Raw genomic sequence first — 14,760 nt, 5'->3', positions numbered from 1 at the left:
ACGCGCTTCCTGACACCGTATTCCCGCGGCAGCTTTTATGCCGCCTTCTGCTTGGCGGTGATCAGCTTGCGGTTGATCAGGACTTCGGCGATCTGCACGGCATTGAGCGCCGCGCCCTTGCGCAGGTTGTCCGACACGCACCAGAACGACAGGCCGTTCTCCACCGTCGCGTCCTCGCGGATGCGGCTGATATAGGTCGCGTCCTCGCCGGCCGCCTCATAGGGCGTGACGTAGCCGCCCGGCTCGTGCTTGTCGATCACGAGGCAGCCTGGCGCGCGGCGCAGGATGTCGCGCGCCTCGTCCGGCGTGATCGGATTGGCGAACTCGACATTGACGGCTTCGGAGTGACCGACGAAGACCGGCACGCGCACGCAGGTCGCGGCGAGCTTGATCTTCGGATCGAGGATCTTCTTGGTCTCCGCCATCATCTTCCACTCTTCCTTGGTGTAGCCGTCTTCCATGAAGACGTCGATCTGAGGAATGACGTTGAAGGCGATGCGCTTCGGAAACTTCTTATTGACCAGCTCGTCATTGGTGTAGACGGCCTTGGTCTGCGAGAACAATTCGTCCATCGCGTCCTTGCCGGCGCCCGACACCGATTGATAGGTCGAGACCACGACGCGCGTGATCGTCGCCTTGTCGTGCAGCGGCTTCAGCGCGACCACGAGCTGCGCGGTCGAGCAGTTCGGGTTGGCGATGATGTTCTTCTTGGTGAAGCCGGCGGTCGCATCCGCGTTGACCTCCGGCACGATCAGCGGCACGTCCGGGTCCATGCGCCAGGCCGAGGAGTTGTCGATCACGACCGCGCCGGCGGCGCCGATCTTGGGCGACCATTCCTTGGAGACCGAGCCGCCAGCCGACATCAGGCAGATGTCAATGTCGGAGAAGTCATAGTGCTCGAGCGCCTTCACCTTCAGCGTACGGTCGCCATAGGAAACCTCGATGCCGACGCTGCGGCGCGAGGCCAGCACGACGACCTCGTCGGCGGGGAATTTGCGCTCGTCGAGAATGTTGAGCATTTCGCGCCCGACATTGCCGGTCGCTCCGACCACCGCGACTTTGTAACCCATCGTTCACTCTCCGACGAAAAATGCCCGTTCCCCCGCCAGCTGCGGAAAGGGAAGAGGCAGCGCTTCTATGCGAGAAACCCCGTCAAGACAACGTTGCGTAGCTTTTGAGCGTTTTGATGCGTTTATTTCGGGCCGATCCGGCCGCGCCCCATCATACGAGAATTCCGTCAGCACTGACGAGCTTCGTCGACGAGGTGTACGCCACGCTCTCCCGGCTGTTCGCCTATGTCGCCGTTCTCGCGCTGTTCGTCGTCCTCGGCAACTATCTATGGCAGCAGCTGCCCGACGCAACGGCGATGGTGGCCCCTGCCGCCGCAGGCTGGAGCCCGGCCGGCCGCACCGCCCCAGCGTTTGCCGTGAGCCGGCTCGATCTTCGAGATAAAACAGAGATTTACGAGATCCTCCGGCACCCCGAGGGCGGCCGCAAGGACGTCTTCCGCTGGGCCGATGCCACCGGTGCAGCGGTCGCCGAGCTGGAAATCTACCGCCCCGGCGGCGAGGCCATGGGGCCCGCGGTCACCGAGATTGCCGAGCGGCTCGACCCGAGCGGCGTCCGCGAGCTTGAGGCTGCAGGCATCGTCGACAGCAAGTTCGGCAGCGTCACCCTGCTGCGCCCGGCGCGGCAGGACGGCGACCGCGCCTGCCTCGGCTTCCTCAAGCAGGCCGACGCGCCTGACCTCCGGATCTCCGGCTGGACCTGCCAGGGCGCCAGCCTGCCGGCCCGGCGCGCCGCGATCGTCTGCATGCTGAACCGCCTGACCCTGCTGGCCGCGGGCAACGATCCGCGGCTCGCCGCCCTGTTCGCGCATGCCGAGCTCAAGCGCACCGACTGCGTTACCTCCGGCGCGCCCGCCCTGTCGGCCGACTGGGTCATGGGCAGCGAGAACCCACGCCTGCGCGGCGCCCTTTGATGGCGAGACCGTGGCAAGGCACTGGTTTTCATGAAACTTTTGCGCTTGGACACGCATTATCTCAGCCGGTGTGGCGCAATTGACCTAGTGACGACCTCCCCACCATGGCTACAATGTGTTCCGAGTGATTTTGGCGGACGCGCCAGCCCCGATGGGGCCGTAATGACGAGGATGCGATGACCTTGAAATTCCCTGCCGCGAACAAGCTCGTGGTGTTGCTTGCCGCGGCTGCCGTCACCGCAACCGCGTTCGGCATGACCGCGGCCAGCGCGCAGAGCCCGGCCAAGCGCAAGCAGCAGGAGCAGTATGACCGCGACGGCCGCCGCTATTACGGCGCCCAAGGTCCGAACCGTGTCTATCAGCAGGGTCCGCGCACCCGCGTTTACGTCACCACGCGCTCCTGGCTCGACGCCGGCACCGAAGTGCTGCCGGGCGACCGCAAGTTCAACGACTACGCCTATCCGCCGGAGATCGGTTATCCCACGTTCGCGCGCGAGAACAACAACCGCCCGATCGATCGCCAGCCGCTCAGCCCGCCGGCCGATCTCGGCGGCTATCCGCGGAATTTCCCGTTGTACTGAGAATTTCGGCGAGCAGCCGATACGAAAATGCCCGGCTCCGGCCGGGCATTTTTTATTCGCTGTCATTCCGGGATGGTCCGAAGGACCAGACCTCAGATGCGCAATTGCGCATCTGAGAATCTCAAGATTCCGGGTTCGATGCTTTCGCATCGCTCCGGAATGACGGCAGAGCTGTCACGCGTGCAGCTTCTGCAATTCCTTCAGGATCGCCTCGCCCATCTGGCTCGTGCTGGCCGGCGTGGCGCCTTCCGACTTGATATCGGCGGTGCGCAGGCCGCTGGCGAGCACCGCCGCGATCGCGGCATCGACCTTGTCGGCGAGTTCGCCCATGTCGAAGGAATAGCGCAGCGCCATGCCGAACGACGAGATCATCGCGATCGGGTTGGCGAGGCCTTGGCCGGCGATGTCGGGCGCCGAGCCGTGCACCGGCTCGAACAGCGAGCGCCGCTTCTTCGTCTTCGAGTCGACTTCGCCGAGCGAGGCCGACGGCAGCATGCCGAGCGAGCCGGTCAGCATCGCCGCGATGTCGGACAGCATGTCGCCGAACAGGTTGTCGGTCACGATGACGTCGAACTGCTTCGGCGCCTTGACGAGGTTCATGCCGCCGGAATCGGCGAGCTGGTGCTCGAGCGTGACGTCCTTGTATTCGCGCGCGTGAACCGCCGTCATGACCTCGTTCCAGAGCACGCCCGACTTCATGACGTTGCGCTTCTCCATCGACGTCACCTTGTTGCGGCGCTTGCGCGCCAGGTCGAAGGCGACGCGGCCGATACGCTCGATCTCATAGGTGTCGTAGACCTGGGTGTCGATCGCGCGCTTCTGTCCGTTGCCGAGATCGGTGATGGTCTTCGGCTCGCCGAAATAGACGCCGCCGGTGAGCTCGCGCACGATCATGATGTCGAGGCCCTCGACAACGTCGCGCTTCAGGCTCGAGGCCTCGGCGAGCGCCGGGTAGCACACCGCCGGACGCAGATTGGCGAACAGGCCGAGATCCTTGCGCAGCCGCAGCAGGCCGGCCTCGGGGCGGACCTCATAGGGCACGCTGTCCCACTTTGGACCGCCGACCGCGCCGAAGATCACGGCGTCCGCCGCCGTCGCCTTGGCCATGTCGCCCTCGGAGATCGATACCTTGTGGGCGTCATAGGCGGAGCCGCCGACCAGGCCCTGCTCGGTCTCGAACTTCGCGATGCCCTGCGCATTCAGCCAGTCGATCAGGCGCTGCACCTCGGCCATCACTTCGGGGCCGATGCCGTCGCCGGGGAGAAGCAGCAGTTTATGGGTCGCCATGGTGTTACCTCGAGCTAATCGTTGTTGTCGTTGCCGGGCAAGAGCGCGAAGCGCGTCCTCGCACAGATGACCCGGCAATCCATCCCGCTTCGAAAGGTCTCTCTGAAGATGGATGGATGCCCGGGTCGAGCCCGGGCACGACGAGCGGGGAAATCCGGCCGGAGTGCTAAAACGCCGGAGCCGGATTGGCAAGGCACCCCGGATCGGCCCAGAATGGTCCCAACGGGCAACCCGCGCCTTCAGAAGCCAACAAGACGGATCCCATGACCGCAGCCATCGTCTACGCCTTCGCCTCGGCGATTTTCCTCGGCGCCGGGGTAGTGCTGGCGCAGCTTGGCCTGCGCACCGTCGAGCCGCTGTCGGGCGCCGCGATCAGCGTGCCCTCTTTCACCCTGTTGTTCCTGGTGCTGTCGCCGCTGATCCTGCATGGCGAGCCGGTGGTCTGGCGCGCACTGCCGATCTTCGCGGCGATCGGGCTGTTCTTCCCGGCCTCGCTGACGCTCCTGACCTTTGCGTCGAACCGGGCGCTGGGGCCGGTCATCACCTCGACGCTGGGCAATCTGGCGCCGCTGTTTGCGGTCACCGCCGCCGTGGTGCTACTGCACGAGCCCTTGCTGCCGCAGCAGCTCATCGGCCTCGTCGTCGCGGTCGCGGGCGCCGCCATCATCACCGTGACGAGGCCGCGCGACCTCGGCCATTGGCGCAGCTGGGCGCTGCTGCTGCCGCTCGCGAGCGCGCTGGTGCGCGGCATCGTGCCGCCGATCGCCAAGCTCGGCCTTGCGATCTGGCCGAGCCCGCTATGGGCCTGCCTAGTCGGCTATGTCATGTCCTCGCTGGTGGTGCTGACCGTGCAACGGGTCCGCAAGGGCAGCTTCATGGTGCAGGCGCCGCGCGAGGGCCGATTCTGGTTCGCGCTGACCGGGATCAGCAACGGGCTCAGCGCGCTCAGCCTGTTCGCCGCGGTCCGCAACGGCCCGATCACGCTGGTGGCGCCGCTCGCAGCGATCTATCCGCTGGTCACCGTGGTGATGAGCGCGATGATGCTCAAGCATGTCGAGATCACGGCGCGGATCGTCGGCGGCACCCTGCTGACCGTGATCGGCGTCGCGCTGGTCCTGATCGCCTGATTGCCTGATACGCAAGACAGTGTTGCGGGCATCGGCGCTGGGCAGCGCCGCCGCGGCCTGTCACAATGGCCGCATTGCCGGAGTGAATTGTGAGAGCCCCCGCCCCGTCCTACCCGCATCCCGCGCGGCTGATCCTTATTCTGTCGCTCGCACCGACGGTCGGTCTCGGCATCGGCCGGTTTGCCTATTCGCTGGTGCTGCCCGACATGCGCGACTCGCTGGCCTGGTCGTATTCGGCCGCCGGCTTCATGAACACGATCAATGCCGCCGGCTATCTGGTCGGCGCGCTGCTCGCCTCGCGCCTGATCGAACGCTTCGGACTTGCCGCGTCGGTGCGCTGGTCGACGCTGGCCTGTGCGCTGTCGCTGGCGCTTTGCGCCCTCACGGGCAATTTCGTGGTGCTGAGCTTTGCCCGCCTGCTGGTCGGCTTCGCCGCCGCGATCGGCTTTGTCGGCGGCGGCGCGCTTGCGGCGACCATCGCGCAATCGCGACCCGAACGCGCGAATTTCCTGCTCAGCCTGTTCTATGCCGGGCCGGGCGTCGGCATCTTGGCATCCGGATTGATCGCGCCCTTCGTGCTGCAGGGTTTCGGCGCCGGCTCGTGGTGGATCGTGTGGTGGGCGATGACGCTGCTTTCCGCGATCATGACCGTGCCGCTGATGCTGGCGCCGCTCCACGCGAACACCGCCGCCGGCGGCATCGTGCGGACCAAATTCGCTGTGATGCCGGTCCTGATCTACCTCGCCGCCTATTTCCTGTTCGGTGCCGGCTACATCGCCTACATGACCTTCATGATCGCCTATGTCCGCGACGGCGGCGGCGGCGCGGCTGCACAGAGCGCGTTCTGGAGCCTGATCGGCGTCAGCGCATTCGTGACGCCCTGGGTCTGGGGGCGGGTGCTGGCGCTCGACCGCGGCGGGCTCGCCACCACCATCATCCTCGGCGTCAACGCGCTCGGCGCCAGCCTACCGATCTTCGGGCATTCGCCGCTGCTGCTGGCGATCTCGGCGCTGGTGTTCGGCGTCGCCTTCTTCGCCGTGGTCGGCTCGACCACCGCCTTCGTGCGTTTCAACTACCCGCCGCAGTCCTGGCCGACTGCGATCGCGGCGATGACCATCGCCTTCGGCATCGGCCAGACGCTCGGACCGATCGTGGTCGGCGCCATCACCGACGCGGTCGGCAGCCTGTCATTTGCGTTGAACGTCTCGGCCGCGATGCTCGCGCTCGGCGCGCTGCTGTCGGCGTTTCAGAGGAAGGTCGGGCCGTAAGCCTGCGTCGTCCCGGCGAAGGCCGGCAACTGTTATGTCGGCTTGGTCTGCAGGTAGGGCTTTCTGTCGCGCATCATGGCGTTGAGGACCGTTAGGAGCTTCCTGGCAACGGCAATGAGAGCGAGCTTGGCTGGTTTGCCGACCTGTCGCAGCCGCGCGTAGAAGGCCTTGAATGGATCGGCCCGACGAACCGCGTTCAGAGCCGCCATATAGAGGGCGTCACGAACGCGCTTTCGGCCGCCGGCGATCTTGCGTTTTCCACGGAAGGCGCCGCTGTCGACGTTGAAGGGGGCAAGGCCCGCGAGCGCGGCGATCTGCTTCGCTCCAACATGTCCAAGTTCCGGCATCTTCGCGATCAGCTGCATGCAAGCCACGGGACCCACGCCCGGCAGTGAGCGCATCAACCGCGCATCGTCCGCGATCTCCGGCTCGGCCTTGGTCAATGCGTTGATATCGGCCTCGATCTCGGCGATCTCGCCGTCGAGAACCTCAACGAGCCGACTGATCCGTTCGGCCATGGCGCAGTCGTCGGCCTCGCTGCGCCGGTTCTTCTCCTGCGCGCGCATGAGAACCAGTTGGTCCCGCCGTTTTGCAAGCCCTGCCAAAGCGTTGCGGGCGGGATTGGCGGCCCGCTCGGTTGCCGGCTGCATGACCCGGCCAAAGGCCGCCAGCATCCGTGCATCGATCGGATCGGTTTTGGCAAGTTGGCCGCTGGCCCGCGCAAAATCGCGAGCTCGAGCCGGATTGATCCGAGCGAAGCGGACACCGGCCTGGCTTAGGGCCTCGCGAAGCGCGAGATCATAGGCGCCCGTGGCCTCGAAGACGACCAGCGCATCGCATCGCCAACGCGCCACCTGCTGTGTGATGGCCTGTGCCGCGTTGGCGATGCGCCTGGACACGCCGTCAGCTTCATCAAAGATATCGAGATGCTTCTTGGAGACGTCGATTCCGACATAACGAGGGGGTATGATCACGGTGCCTGTCCCTGTGATGCGAGGTCTGTTGGCGCAGCCTCGTGCAACTGTTCAGGTTGGTAATGGAACGGGCGGGAGGCCGAGCCGGCTCACGGCGTCAAGCGCCAAGGACCCAACGGCTTCCCGCCCAACCCATCCTGACAGACTTCCAAGACACAGGGACCCATAACCACAGCTGGTTGTGATGGAAGGAAGCGTCTCCCCTCGTAGCTATTCCCTCGGCCGCGGAGTATGGGTCCCGGCTTTCGCCGGGACGACGGCTAACTCCCGCTGAACGAATTGTAGCCCTGGTCTTCCCAGTAGCCGCCCTTGTAGTCGTTGGTGACTTCCATCGAGAGCACGTATTTCGGGTTCTTGAAGCCGAGCTTGGTCGGGACCCGGATCTTCATCGGAAAGCCGTAGGCGCGAGGCAGGATCTCGTCGCCGAATTTGAACGTCATCTGGGTCTGCGGATGCAGCGCCGAGCGCATGTCGAGCGGCGAGTTGTAGCCGTCCTTGTCGGCGCACTGGAACCAGACATATTTGGCGCGGGTGTCGGCGCCGACCAGCTTGAGGAAATCGCGCAAGGGCGTACCGGTCCAGCTGCCGATCGCGCTCCAGCCCTCGACGCAGATGTGGCGCGTCACCTGCTTGACCTGCGGCAGCTTGTACAATTCGTCGAGCGTCCAAGACTTCTTGTTCTCGACCAGCCCGCGCACTTCGAGCTTCCAGTCCGCTGCCGCAATCTCAGGCGCGTCGTCGAGATCGTAATAGGCGTTGAACGGGAACGGCTTGGTGATCATGCTCTCGGGGAAGGTTGGCGCCAGCGCATCCGGATTGAACATCCAGGCCTGCACCGCATCGTTGAACTTCGAAACGTGCTTCAGCATTTCCTCGGCCGACGACGAATCGACCACGTCGCAGCCGGTGAGCAGCGTTAGCGCGCCGAGGCTGGTGCCCGCCGTGATGAAGCGGCGGCGCGTCAGCTCCGGCATCGTCTTCACCGCATCGCGCACGAGCAGCTTCTTGTCGACACCGGTGATCAGGAGCTTGCGGAGACGACCCATGACAGACCTCCTACAGCATGATCCGGAAAAGTGCGAAGCGGTTTTCCGAAAAGATCATGCTCAAGAAACAAGAAGCTAAAGCGCGATGACGATCTCATCGCGCTTTAGCGTCCGATGATCATGGCGCGCAGGCTCTTCGGCACCAGCAGCGCGAGCGCGACATGGATCACCAGGAAGGCGACGATCAGCGCCATGCAGGTGAAGTGAACATAGCGGGCGAAATCGTAGCCGCCGAACAGCGACACCAGCCAATGCAGCTGCACCGGCTTCCACATCGACAGGCCGGACAGCACGATGACGACGCCGACCACGATGATGCCGGCATAGAGCAGCTTCTGCACCGAATTGTATTTGCTGAGATCGTCATGCGACAGCTTGAAGGTCAGCGCCGCCTTGGTATCGGCAATCACGCCGCCCGGGGTGATCGGCAGCAGCTTCTTGCGGAAGCGGCCGGTGGCGAAACCCAGCGCCAGATAGACCAGGCCGTTGACCATCAGCAGCCACATCGCGGCGAAATGCCAGAGCAGCGCACCGCCGAGCCAGCCGCCGAGCGTGATGCTCCGCGAGAAGGTGAAGCCAAACAGCGGCGAGGCGTTGTAGATCTGCCAGCCGGACATGATCATCAGGATCATCGCGAAGGCGTTGATCCAGTGCACCATGCGCACCCAGACCGGCTGGATCGCCTTCGCGGGTGTCGCGGTCTCTGCCTGGTGGTCGCTGACGGCAAGGCTCGTCATGGGATATCTCTGCTCGTGGCCGTTACCGGGTTATACGCCCGGAACCGGCGTTCCGTTACGGGGGCAGGCATCATCAGTTTGATATAGGCTGCTTCATTTGGTCACAAAAATGCGAGCCGGGGCGAGGCGCCGGCTCGCGGTTTCGTAAGGCGTTTGGGACCAAATCGGGCCGTCGGGTGTTACGTCGCCGGCATCAGCACGGTGTCGACCACATGGATGACGCCGTTCGACTGGTTGACGTTGGAAATCGTCACCATCGAGCTGCCGCCCTTGGCATCGACGATCCAGACCTTGCCGTCCTGCTTCTTGACGGTCAGCTCCTCGCCCTCGGCGGTCTTCAGCCTCTTACCGTCGGTAAGGTCGGAGGCCTCGAGCTTGCCCGGCACCACATGGTAGGTGAGGATCTTGGTCAGCGTCGCCTTGTTCTCGGGCTTGACGAGGCTGTCGACGGTTCCGGCCGGCAGCTTGCCGAACGCGGCATTGGTCGGCGCGAACACCGTGAACGGGCCCTTGCCTTCCAGCGTGCTGACCAGGCCCGCGGCCTTCACCGCGGCGACGAGCGTGGTGTGGTCCTTCGAGTTGACGGCGTTCTGCACGATGTTCTTCGACGGGAACATCGCGGCGCCGCCGACCATCACGGTCTTTTCGTCGGCGCGGACCGGCGCCACGACAGTGGACGTGATCGCAAGCGCGCTGAAGGCGGCGGCGGCGAGATAGGCAATACGCTTCGACATGGTTTCGTCTCCCGATGAGTAGGCCGACCGGCGAGGCTTCGCCGGCGTTGAAGGGGCAACAACGGCGCGTCCTGGTTGATGAGTGCGTCGTCGTTGGCCGAGCTACGGCAGGTTTTCCGGACGGTTTCCGGAAATAATTCTTTGTGATTGTTGAAACCGAGCGGCGCGCGCTGCGTACGCTCGACGCTTCGCGCAACCCGCCAGGCATTCCATTCAGCGGAATGGACGCGTGCGCTGCCGCGAGCAATTTGCTTGCCGCTGCTCTTCGATTGGTTCAGCTTGAGGTTGCGGCACGGCTTCGCAGAAAGCGGCCGCGGGGAGGCAGCATGAGCAGCATCACGGCTGACGACCACGCCGCACCTGCGGTGAACGATGCAAGCAGCGACGTCGGTCCGCTCGAGCAGAAGCACCTGCAATACGCCAACTACCGCGCGGTTGCGGACACGACCGAGATCACGAAAACGCATTGGCACATCGCCACCGCCAACGCGCTCGGCTGGGGCTTCGACGGCATGGACGGCGTGATCTTCGCGCTGATCTCGCCGATGGTGATCAAGGAATTTTCGCTGAGCCTGCCGGAATACCGCTCCGGCATGCAGATCGCACTGTTCGTCGGCATCGCCGGGCTTTATTTCTGGCCGTGGCTCGCCGACCGCTACGGTCGCCGCACGCTGCTCGCCGTCAACATCGCGCTGTTCTCGCTTCTGATGCCGGTCGCGGCGATGTCGCCGACCTTCGCGGTGTTCGTGATCGCGCGCTCGCTGTTGTTCTTCGCGCTGAACGGCGAATGGTCGCTCGGCTCGATGCTGGTGGCGGAAACCTGGCCGGCCCGGCTCCGCGGCCGCGTCATCAGCATCACCCGCTCGGCCTGGTGTCTCGGCGCCACGCTCGCCGGTGCGATCACGGGCCTCGTGGCCGCCAATTTCGGCTGGCGCATCGCTGTCATGGTGCCCGGCGTGATCGCGCTGCTCGCGATCTATATCCGCTCCACCTGCCCGGAATCGCCCTATTGGGTGCGCGCGCAGGACCGCAAGCGGCGCATCTCGGAGACGCTGGCGCGCGGCGGCACGGTCAGCGCCGAGGACAGCGCCTGGTTCGGCAAGGCCAAGTCGGTCGGCATCCGCCAGGTGTTCATGCCCGACGTGCTGCCCGCCACGCTTGTCGCGCTGTTCGTCGCCTGCGCCTCGACCTGCATCTACGGCACGGTCGGCGCCTGGATGCCGCTGTATCTGTCGACCGAGAAGCACTGGTCGACCGCCGAGTACAGCCTGTTCTACGTGTTCTACGGGCTCTGCGGCTTCCTTGGACTTTGTGTGGTGGGCTGGCTGATCGACAAGATCGGCCGCCGCCGCACCTTCATCATCACCCTGATCGAGGGTGCGATCTTCATGACGCTCTGGGTCTATTCCGAGGACCGCGTGCTGCTATGGGCATTCGGGCTCGCCTGGTGTCTCGGCTTCCTCGGCTTCTGGGGACCGAGCACAACGCTGACCGCGGAGATCTTCCCGACCCGGATCCGCGGCGCCGCCAACGGCGTGGTTTGGGCGATCGCCTATTTCGTCGGCTTCGTGCTGTTCCCGTTCGTCTCGATCGCGCTCCAGCAGCACACCGGCTCGTTCGCGCTGTCGTTCCTGTGCATCCCCGTGCTGATGATCGCGATGGCGGTCGGCGTGTTCCTGTTCGTGCCGGAGCATACCGGGAAGGAATTGAACGAGATCATCGAGTGAGTCGCGCGGGGCTCGTCGTTTGTAGCCCGGATGAAGCGCAGCGAAATCCGGGACAGCTTCTCCGCGGAAAAGCCCCCCGGATTGCGCTTCGCTCCATCCGGGCTACAGAGTTCCAACCTCCCCTTGAAAAGGGGAGGTTGCTTTGCTCGCAGAGCAAAGCGGGTGGGGATCAACGCTCTCCGCATACAGCATCGCCTGCGGCGGCCCCCCATCCCGGCCTTCCCCCTTTCAGAGGGGGAGGAGAAGACGGACCTCATCTAATCCCGGTTCGCCGGCGTCTGGATGAAGCCGCGGTTGTGGGTCGGGCTGATCAGGATCTCGTTCATGCAGACCCGTGCCGGCATGCTGGCGACGAAGGCGATGGTGCGGCCGCAATCCTCCGGCTGCAGCATCTTGGCCTGCTCGGCTTCGCTCGGCACCACCGGCCGCTGCTTCAGGATCGGGGTCGCGACCTCGCCTGGCGACAGGCAGCAGGCGCGCAGGCCGTTGACGCATTCGTCCATGTTGAAGGAATGGGTCAGCGCCAGCACCGCGTGCTTGGTCGTGGTGTAGGCCGGGCCCGGCATCTTCGAGACGTGGCGGCCGGCCCAGGACGCGACGTTGATGATGCAGCCGTCCTTCTGCTTGCGCATCGTCGGCAGCACCGCGCGCATGCAGTAGAGCACGCCGTTGAGGTTGATCTCGACGAGCTTGTCCCAGCCTTCCAGTTCCATGTCGGCCCAGCTCCGCTTCGGCACGTTGATGCCGGCGCTGTTGACCAAAAGGTCGATGCGGCCGTGCCTGCCGACGATCGTCTCGGCGGCCTTGTTGACGTCGGTCTTGTTGCTGACATCGAGCGGGATCGCCTCGGCCTTGCCGCCCATTTTGGTGATGTTGGCCACCACGCGGTCGAGCTCTTCCTTGCGGCGGCCGGAGACCACCACCGTCCAGCCGTCCGCAGCCAGGAACTCCGCCCCGGATTCGCCGATTCCGGTGCCGCCGCCGGTGACCCAAGCCACGCGTTTCCCATTATTTGTCATGCAAACTGTCTCCGTTGCTTTCTGAAGGGCGTTTTTGCTAATCCAGCCGAAATCTTCCGGCCCTTCGCCCCTCGGGGAATGTTTGCATGAACACGACCACCAACGCCAATCTGTTTTCCCGCCTGTTCGACGGCCTCGACGACCCCAACCGGCTCGCGATCGAGCAGCTCGACGGCAGCCGCATCTCCTATGGCGATTTGATCGCGCGCGCAGGCCAGATGGCGAATGTGCTGGTTGAGCGCGGCGTCAAGCCGGGCGACCGCGTCGCGGCGCAGACCGAGAAGTCGGTTTCGGCCCTGGTGCTATATCTCGCCACCGTGCGCGCCGGCGGCGTCTACCTGCCGCTCAACACCGCCTATACGCTGAACGAGCTCGAATACTTCATCACCGATGCCGAGCCGGCGCTGGTGGTCTGCGATCCTTCCAAGCAGGACGGCATCAAGGCGATCGCTGCCAAGGTTGGCGCCAAGGTCGAGACGCTCGATGCCAGCGGCAAGGGCTCGCTGACCGTGGCCGCCGACAAGGCGGCGAAGGAATTCGCCACGGTGCCGCGCGGCAACAACGATCTCGCCGCGATCCTCTACACGTCGGGCACCACCGGCCGCTCCAAGGGCGCGATGCTGTCGCACGACAATCTGGCCTCGAACTCGTATTCGCTGGTCGACTACTGGCGCTTCAGCGACAAGGACGTGCTGATCCACGCGCTGCCGATCTATCACACCCACGGCCTGTTCGTGGCGAGCAACGTGACGCTGTTCGCACGCGCCTCGATGATCTTCCTGCCGAAGTTCGATCCGGACGTGATCATCAAGCTGATGGCCCGCGCCACCGTGATGATGGGCGTGCCGACCTTCTATACCCGCCTGCTGCAGAACCCCGGCCTGAACAAGGACGCGACCAGGCACATGCGGCTGTTCATCTCGGGCTCGGCGCCGCTGCTCGCCGATACCCACCGCGAATGGTCCGATCGCACCGGCCACGCCGTGCTCGAGCGCTACGGCATGACCGAGACCAACATGAACACGAGCAACCCCTATGACGGCGACCGCGTGCCCGGCGCGGTCGGCTTCGCGCTGCCCGGCGTCTCGGTGCGGGTCACCGATCCCGAGACCGGCAAGGAGCTTCCGCGGGAAACCATCGGCGTGATCGAGGTCAAGGGCCCGAACGTGTTCCAGGGCTACTGGCGGATGCCGGAGAAGACCAAGGCCGAATTCCGCGCCGACGGCTTCTTCATCACCGGCGACCTCGGCAAGATCGACGACAAGGGCTATGTCCACATTCTCGGCCGCGGCAAGGATCTCGTGATCTCCGGCGGCTTCAACGTCTATCCGAAGGAGATCGAGAGCGAGATCGACGCCATGCCCGGCGTGATCGAGTCAGCCGTGATCGGCGTGCCGCATGCCGATTTCGGCGAAGGCGTCACCGCCGTCTTGGTCTGCAGCAAGGGCGCCGACGTCAGCGAGGCATCGGTGCTGAAGGCGCTCGACGGGCGGCTCGCGAAGTTCAAGATGCCGAAGCGCGTCTTCGTCGTCGACGAATTGCCGCGCAACGCGATGGGCAAGGTGCAGAAGAACATTCTGCGGGATACCTACAAGGATATTTACGCGAAATAAGCTCCGTAGCCCGGATGGAGCGAAGCGAAATCCGGGACCACTCTATCAGCTGCGAGACCCCCGGATTGCGCCTCGCTCCATCTGGGCTAGGCGCTGCGGAAATAAGTGCGCAAGGATCTTTACAGGACGCGGTGACGGGGACCCGGCATGGATCGAGAGCAGGCGGCCGAACTGAAAAAGCGCCTACTGAACGTGGGCCGAGCGCTCGATCGTACCGTCATGGCCATGGGGCAAATCGACCAGGCCGAGCGCGACGCCTTGTGGGGGCATCTCAACGAACTGTACGAAATCGTCCACCGAAAGCTGTTGGTGGGCATCTATGCCCAGCATCCGGACCTAAAACCTCCACCGATGCCCCCGCATTTCTTCGGCGAATTGACGTGGAGCGAGGTACTTCTCCCGCCATCGGTGACCGAAGATCAACTGGACGAAGTCATCTTCTCGCTTTTGAAGTCCCGCTGGCGGAAAGTTGTGGCGTTCGTGACCGATGCGGAAAAGCGCTTCAAGGAACTCGGTTGGACTATCACCTATGAGGCGACGGCGGCCCGATTGCAGGCGCTCTCTGATTTGGATCGTATCGAGAGCGCTGGCGATCTGCGATACTGGGGCAACAGCGAGGTCCGGTTGAAGCACTGACTCCGGCTGTTCACCGGCATGAACCCCGGA

The 14,760-nt window shown here is 64.5% G+C and carries 14 protein-coding genes; 7 read left to right on the top strand and 7 right to left on the bottom strand.

Going from position 1 to position 14,760, the window contains the following annotated elements:
- Window positions 1-35: 35 nt before the first annotated feature.
- The gene (locus QA639_RS01860; protein ID WP_028337877.1) at window positions 36-1,070 is read right to left on the bottom strand and encodes an aspartate-semialdehyde dehydrogenase; all 1,035 of its coding nucleotides are present in this window, start codon (window positions 1,068-1,070) and stop codon (window positions 36-38) included.
- A 116-nt stretch (window positions 1,071-1,186) separates the two neighbouring features.
- Between QA639_RS01860 and QA639_RS01855 the strand changes: the two genes are divergently transcribed.
- Together QA639_RS01855 and QA639_RS01850 are read left to right on the top strand one after the other, a co-directional pair.
- Window positions 1,187-1,981: a hypothetical protein gene (locus QA639_RS01855; protein WP_157347512.1), complete on the top strand. Its 795-nt coding sequence runs from the start codon at window positions 1,187-1,189 to the stop codon at window positions 1,979-1,981.
- 176 nt (window positions 1,982-2,157) lie between these two features.
- Window positions 2,158-2,562: a hypothetical protein gene (locus tag QA639_RS01850; protein ID WP_028337879.1), complete on the top strand. Its 405-nt coding sequence runs from the start codon at window positions 2,158-2,160 to the stop codon at window positions 2,560-2,562.
- Window positions 2,563-2,736: 174 nt separating this feature from the next.
- On the opposite strand, the gene leuB is transcribed toward QA639_RS01850, so the two are convergent.
- Complete coding sequence (gene leuB, locus QA639_RS01845; RefSeq protein WP_157347514.1) at window positions 2,737-3,849, bottom strand: 3-isopropylmalate dehydrogenase; 1,113 nt, start codon at window positions 3,847-3,849, stop codon at window positions 2,737-2,739.
- A 263-nt stretch (window positions 3,850-4,112) separates the two neighbouring features.
- Between leuB and QA639_RS01840 the strand changes: the two genes are divergently transcribed.
- A complete protein-coding gene (locus QA639_RS01840; protein ID WP_157347516.1) occupies window positions 4,113-4,976 on the top strand; it encodes an EamA family transporter in 864 nt (287 codons plus the stop codon).
- Between the two features lie 89 nt (window positions 4,977-5,065).
- Entirely contained in the window at window positions 5,066-6,244 is a 1,179-nt protein-coding gene (locus QA639_RS01835) for a YbfB/YjiJ family MFS transporter (protein ID WP_283089055.1), read from the top strand.
- A gap of 32 nt (window positions 6,245-6,276) precedes the next feature.
- Here the strand turns inward: QA639_RS01835 and QA639_RS01830 are convergent, their stop codons facing one another.
- The 4 genes from QA639_RS01830 to QA639_RS01815 form a co-directional block, all read right to left on the bottom strand.
- Window positions 6,277-7,218, bottom strand: coding sequence for an IS110 family RNA-guided transposase (locus QA639_RS01830; RefSeq protein ID WP_283089054.1), 942 nt, complete (start codon window positions 7,216-7,218; stop codon window positions 6,277-6,279).
- Between the two features lie 260 nt (window positions 7,219-7,478).
- Window positions 7,479-8,264, bottom strand: coding sequence for a molybdopterin-binding protein (locus tag QA639_RS01825; RefSeq protein WP_157348751.1), 786 nt, complete (start codon window positions 8,262-8,264; stop codon window positions 7,479-7,481).
- A 104-nt stretch (window positions 8,265-8,368) separates the two neighbouring features.
- Entirely contained in the window at window positions 8,369-9,001 is a 633-nt protein-coding gene (locus QA639_RS01820) for a cytochrome b/b6 domain-containing protein (RefSeq protein WP_028337884.1), read from the bottom strand.
- A gap of 179 nt (window positions 9,002-9,180) precedes the next feature.
- On the bottom strand, window positions 9,181-9,735 hold the full coding sequence (locus tag QA639_RS01815) for a fasciclin domain-containing protein (protein WP_157348752.1): 555 nt from the start codon (window positions 9,733-9,735) through the stop codon (window positions 9,181-9,183).
- A gap of 326 nt (window positions 9,736-10,061) precedes the next feature.
- On the opposite strand from QA639_RS01815, the gene QA639_RS01810 reads away from it, so the two are divergent.
- Window positions 10,062-11,462: an MFS transporter gene (locus QA639_RS01810; RefSeq protein ID WP_157348753.1), complete on the top strand. Its 1,401-nt coding sequence runs from the start codon at window positions 10,062-10,064 to the stop codon at window positions 11,460-11,462.
- 257 nt (window positions 11,463-11,719) lie between these two features.
- Here QA639_RS01810 and QA639_RS01805 read toward each other — a convergent pair whose 3' ends face one another.
- On the bottom strand, window positions 11,720-12,481 hold the full coding sequence (locus tag QA639_RS01805; protein WP_157348754.1) for an SDR family oxidoreductase: 762 nt from the start codon (window positions 12,479-12,481) through the stop codon (window positions 11,720-11,722).
- Window positions 12,482-12,567: 86 nt separating this feature from the next.
- Between QA639_RS01805 and QA639_RS01800 the strand changes: the two genes are divergently transcribed.
- Together QA639_RS01800 and QA639_RS01795 are read left to right on the top strand one after the other, a co-directional pair.
- Window positions 12,568-14,094, top strand: coding sequence for a malonate--CoA ligase (locus QA639_RS01800; protein ID WP_157348755.1), 1,527 nt, complete (start codon window positions 12,568-12,570; stop codon window positions 14,092-14,094).
- A gap of 147 nt (window positions 14,095-14,241) precedes the next feature.
- The gene (locus QA639_RS01795; RefSeq protein WP_157348756.1) at window positions 14,242-14,730 is read left to right on the top strand and encodes a hypothetical protein; all 489 of its coding nucleotides are present in this window, start codon (window positions 14,242-14,244) and stop codon (window positions 14,728-14,730) included.
- The last annotated feature ends 30 nt before the right edge of the window (window positions 14,731-14,760 follow it).

The organism is Bradyrhizobium pachyrhizi (assembly GCF_029714545.1).
In the GTDB taxonomy this organism is placed as follows: domain Bacteria; phylum Pseudomonadota; class Alphaproteobacteria; order Rhizobiales; family Xanthobacteraceae; genus Bradyrhizobium; species Bradyrhizobium pachyrhizi.
Note: the sequence above shows the minus strand (reverse complement) of the source record. Positions and strands in the feature narration are given on the sequence as shown.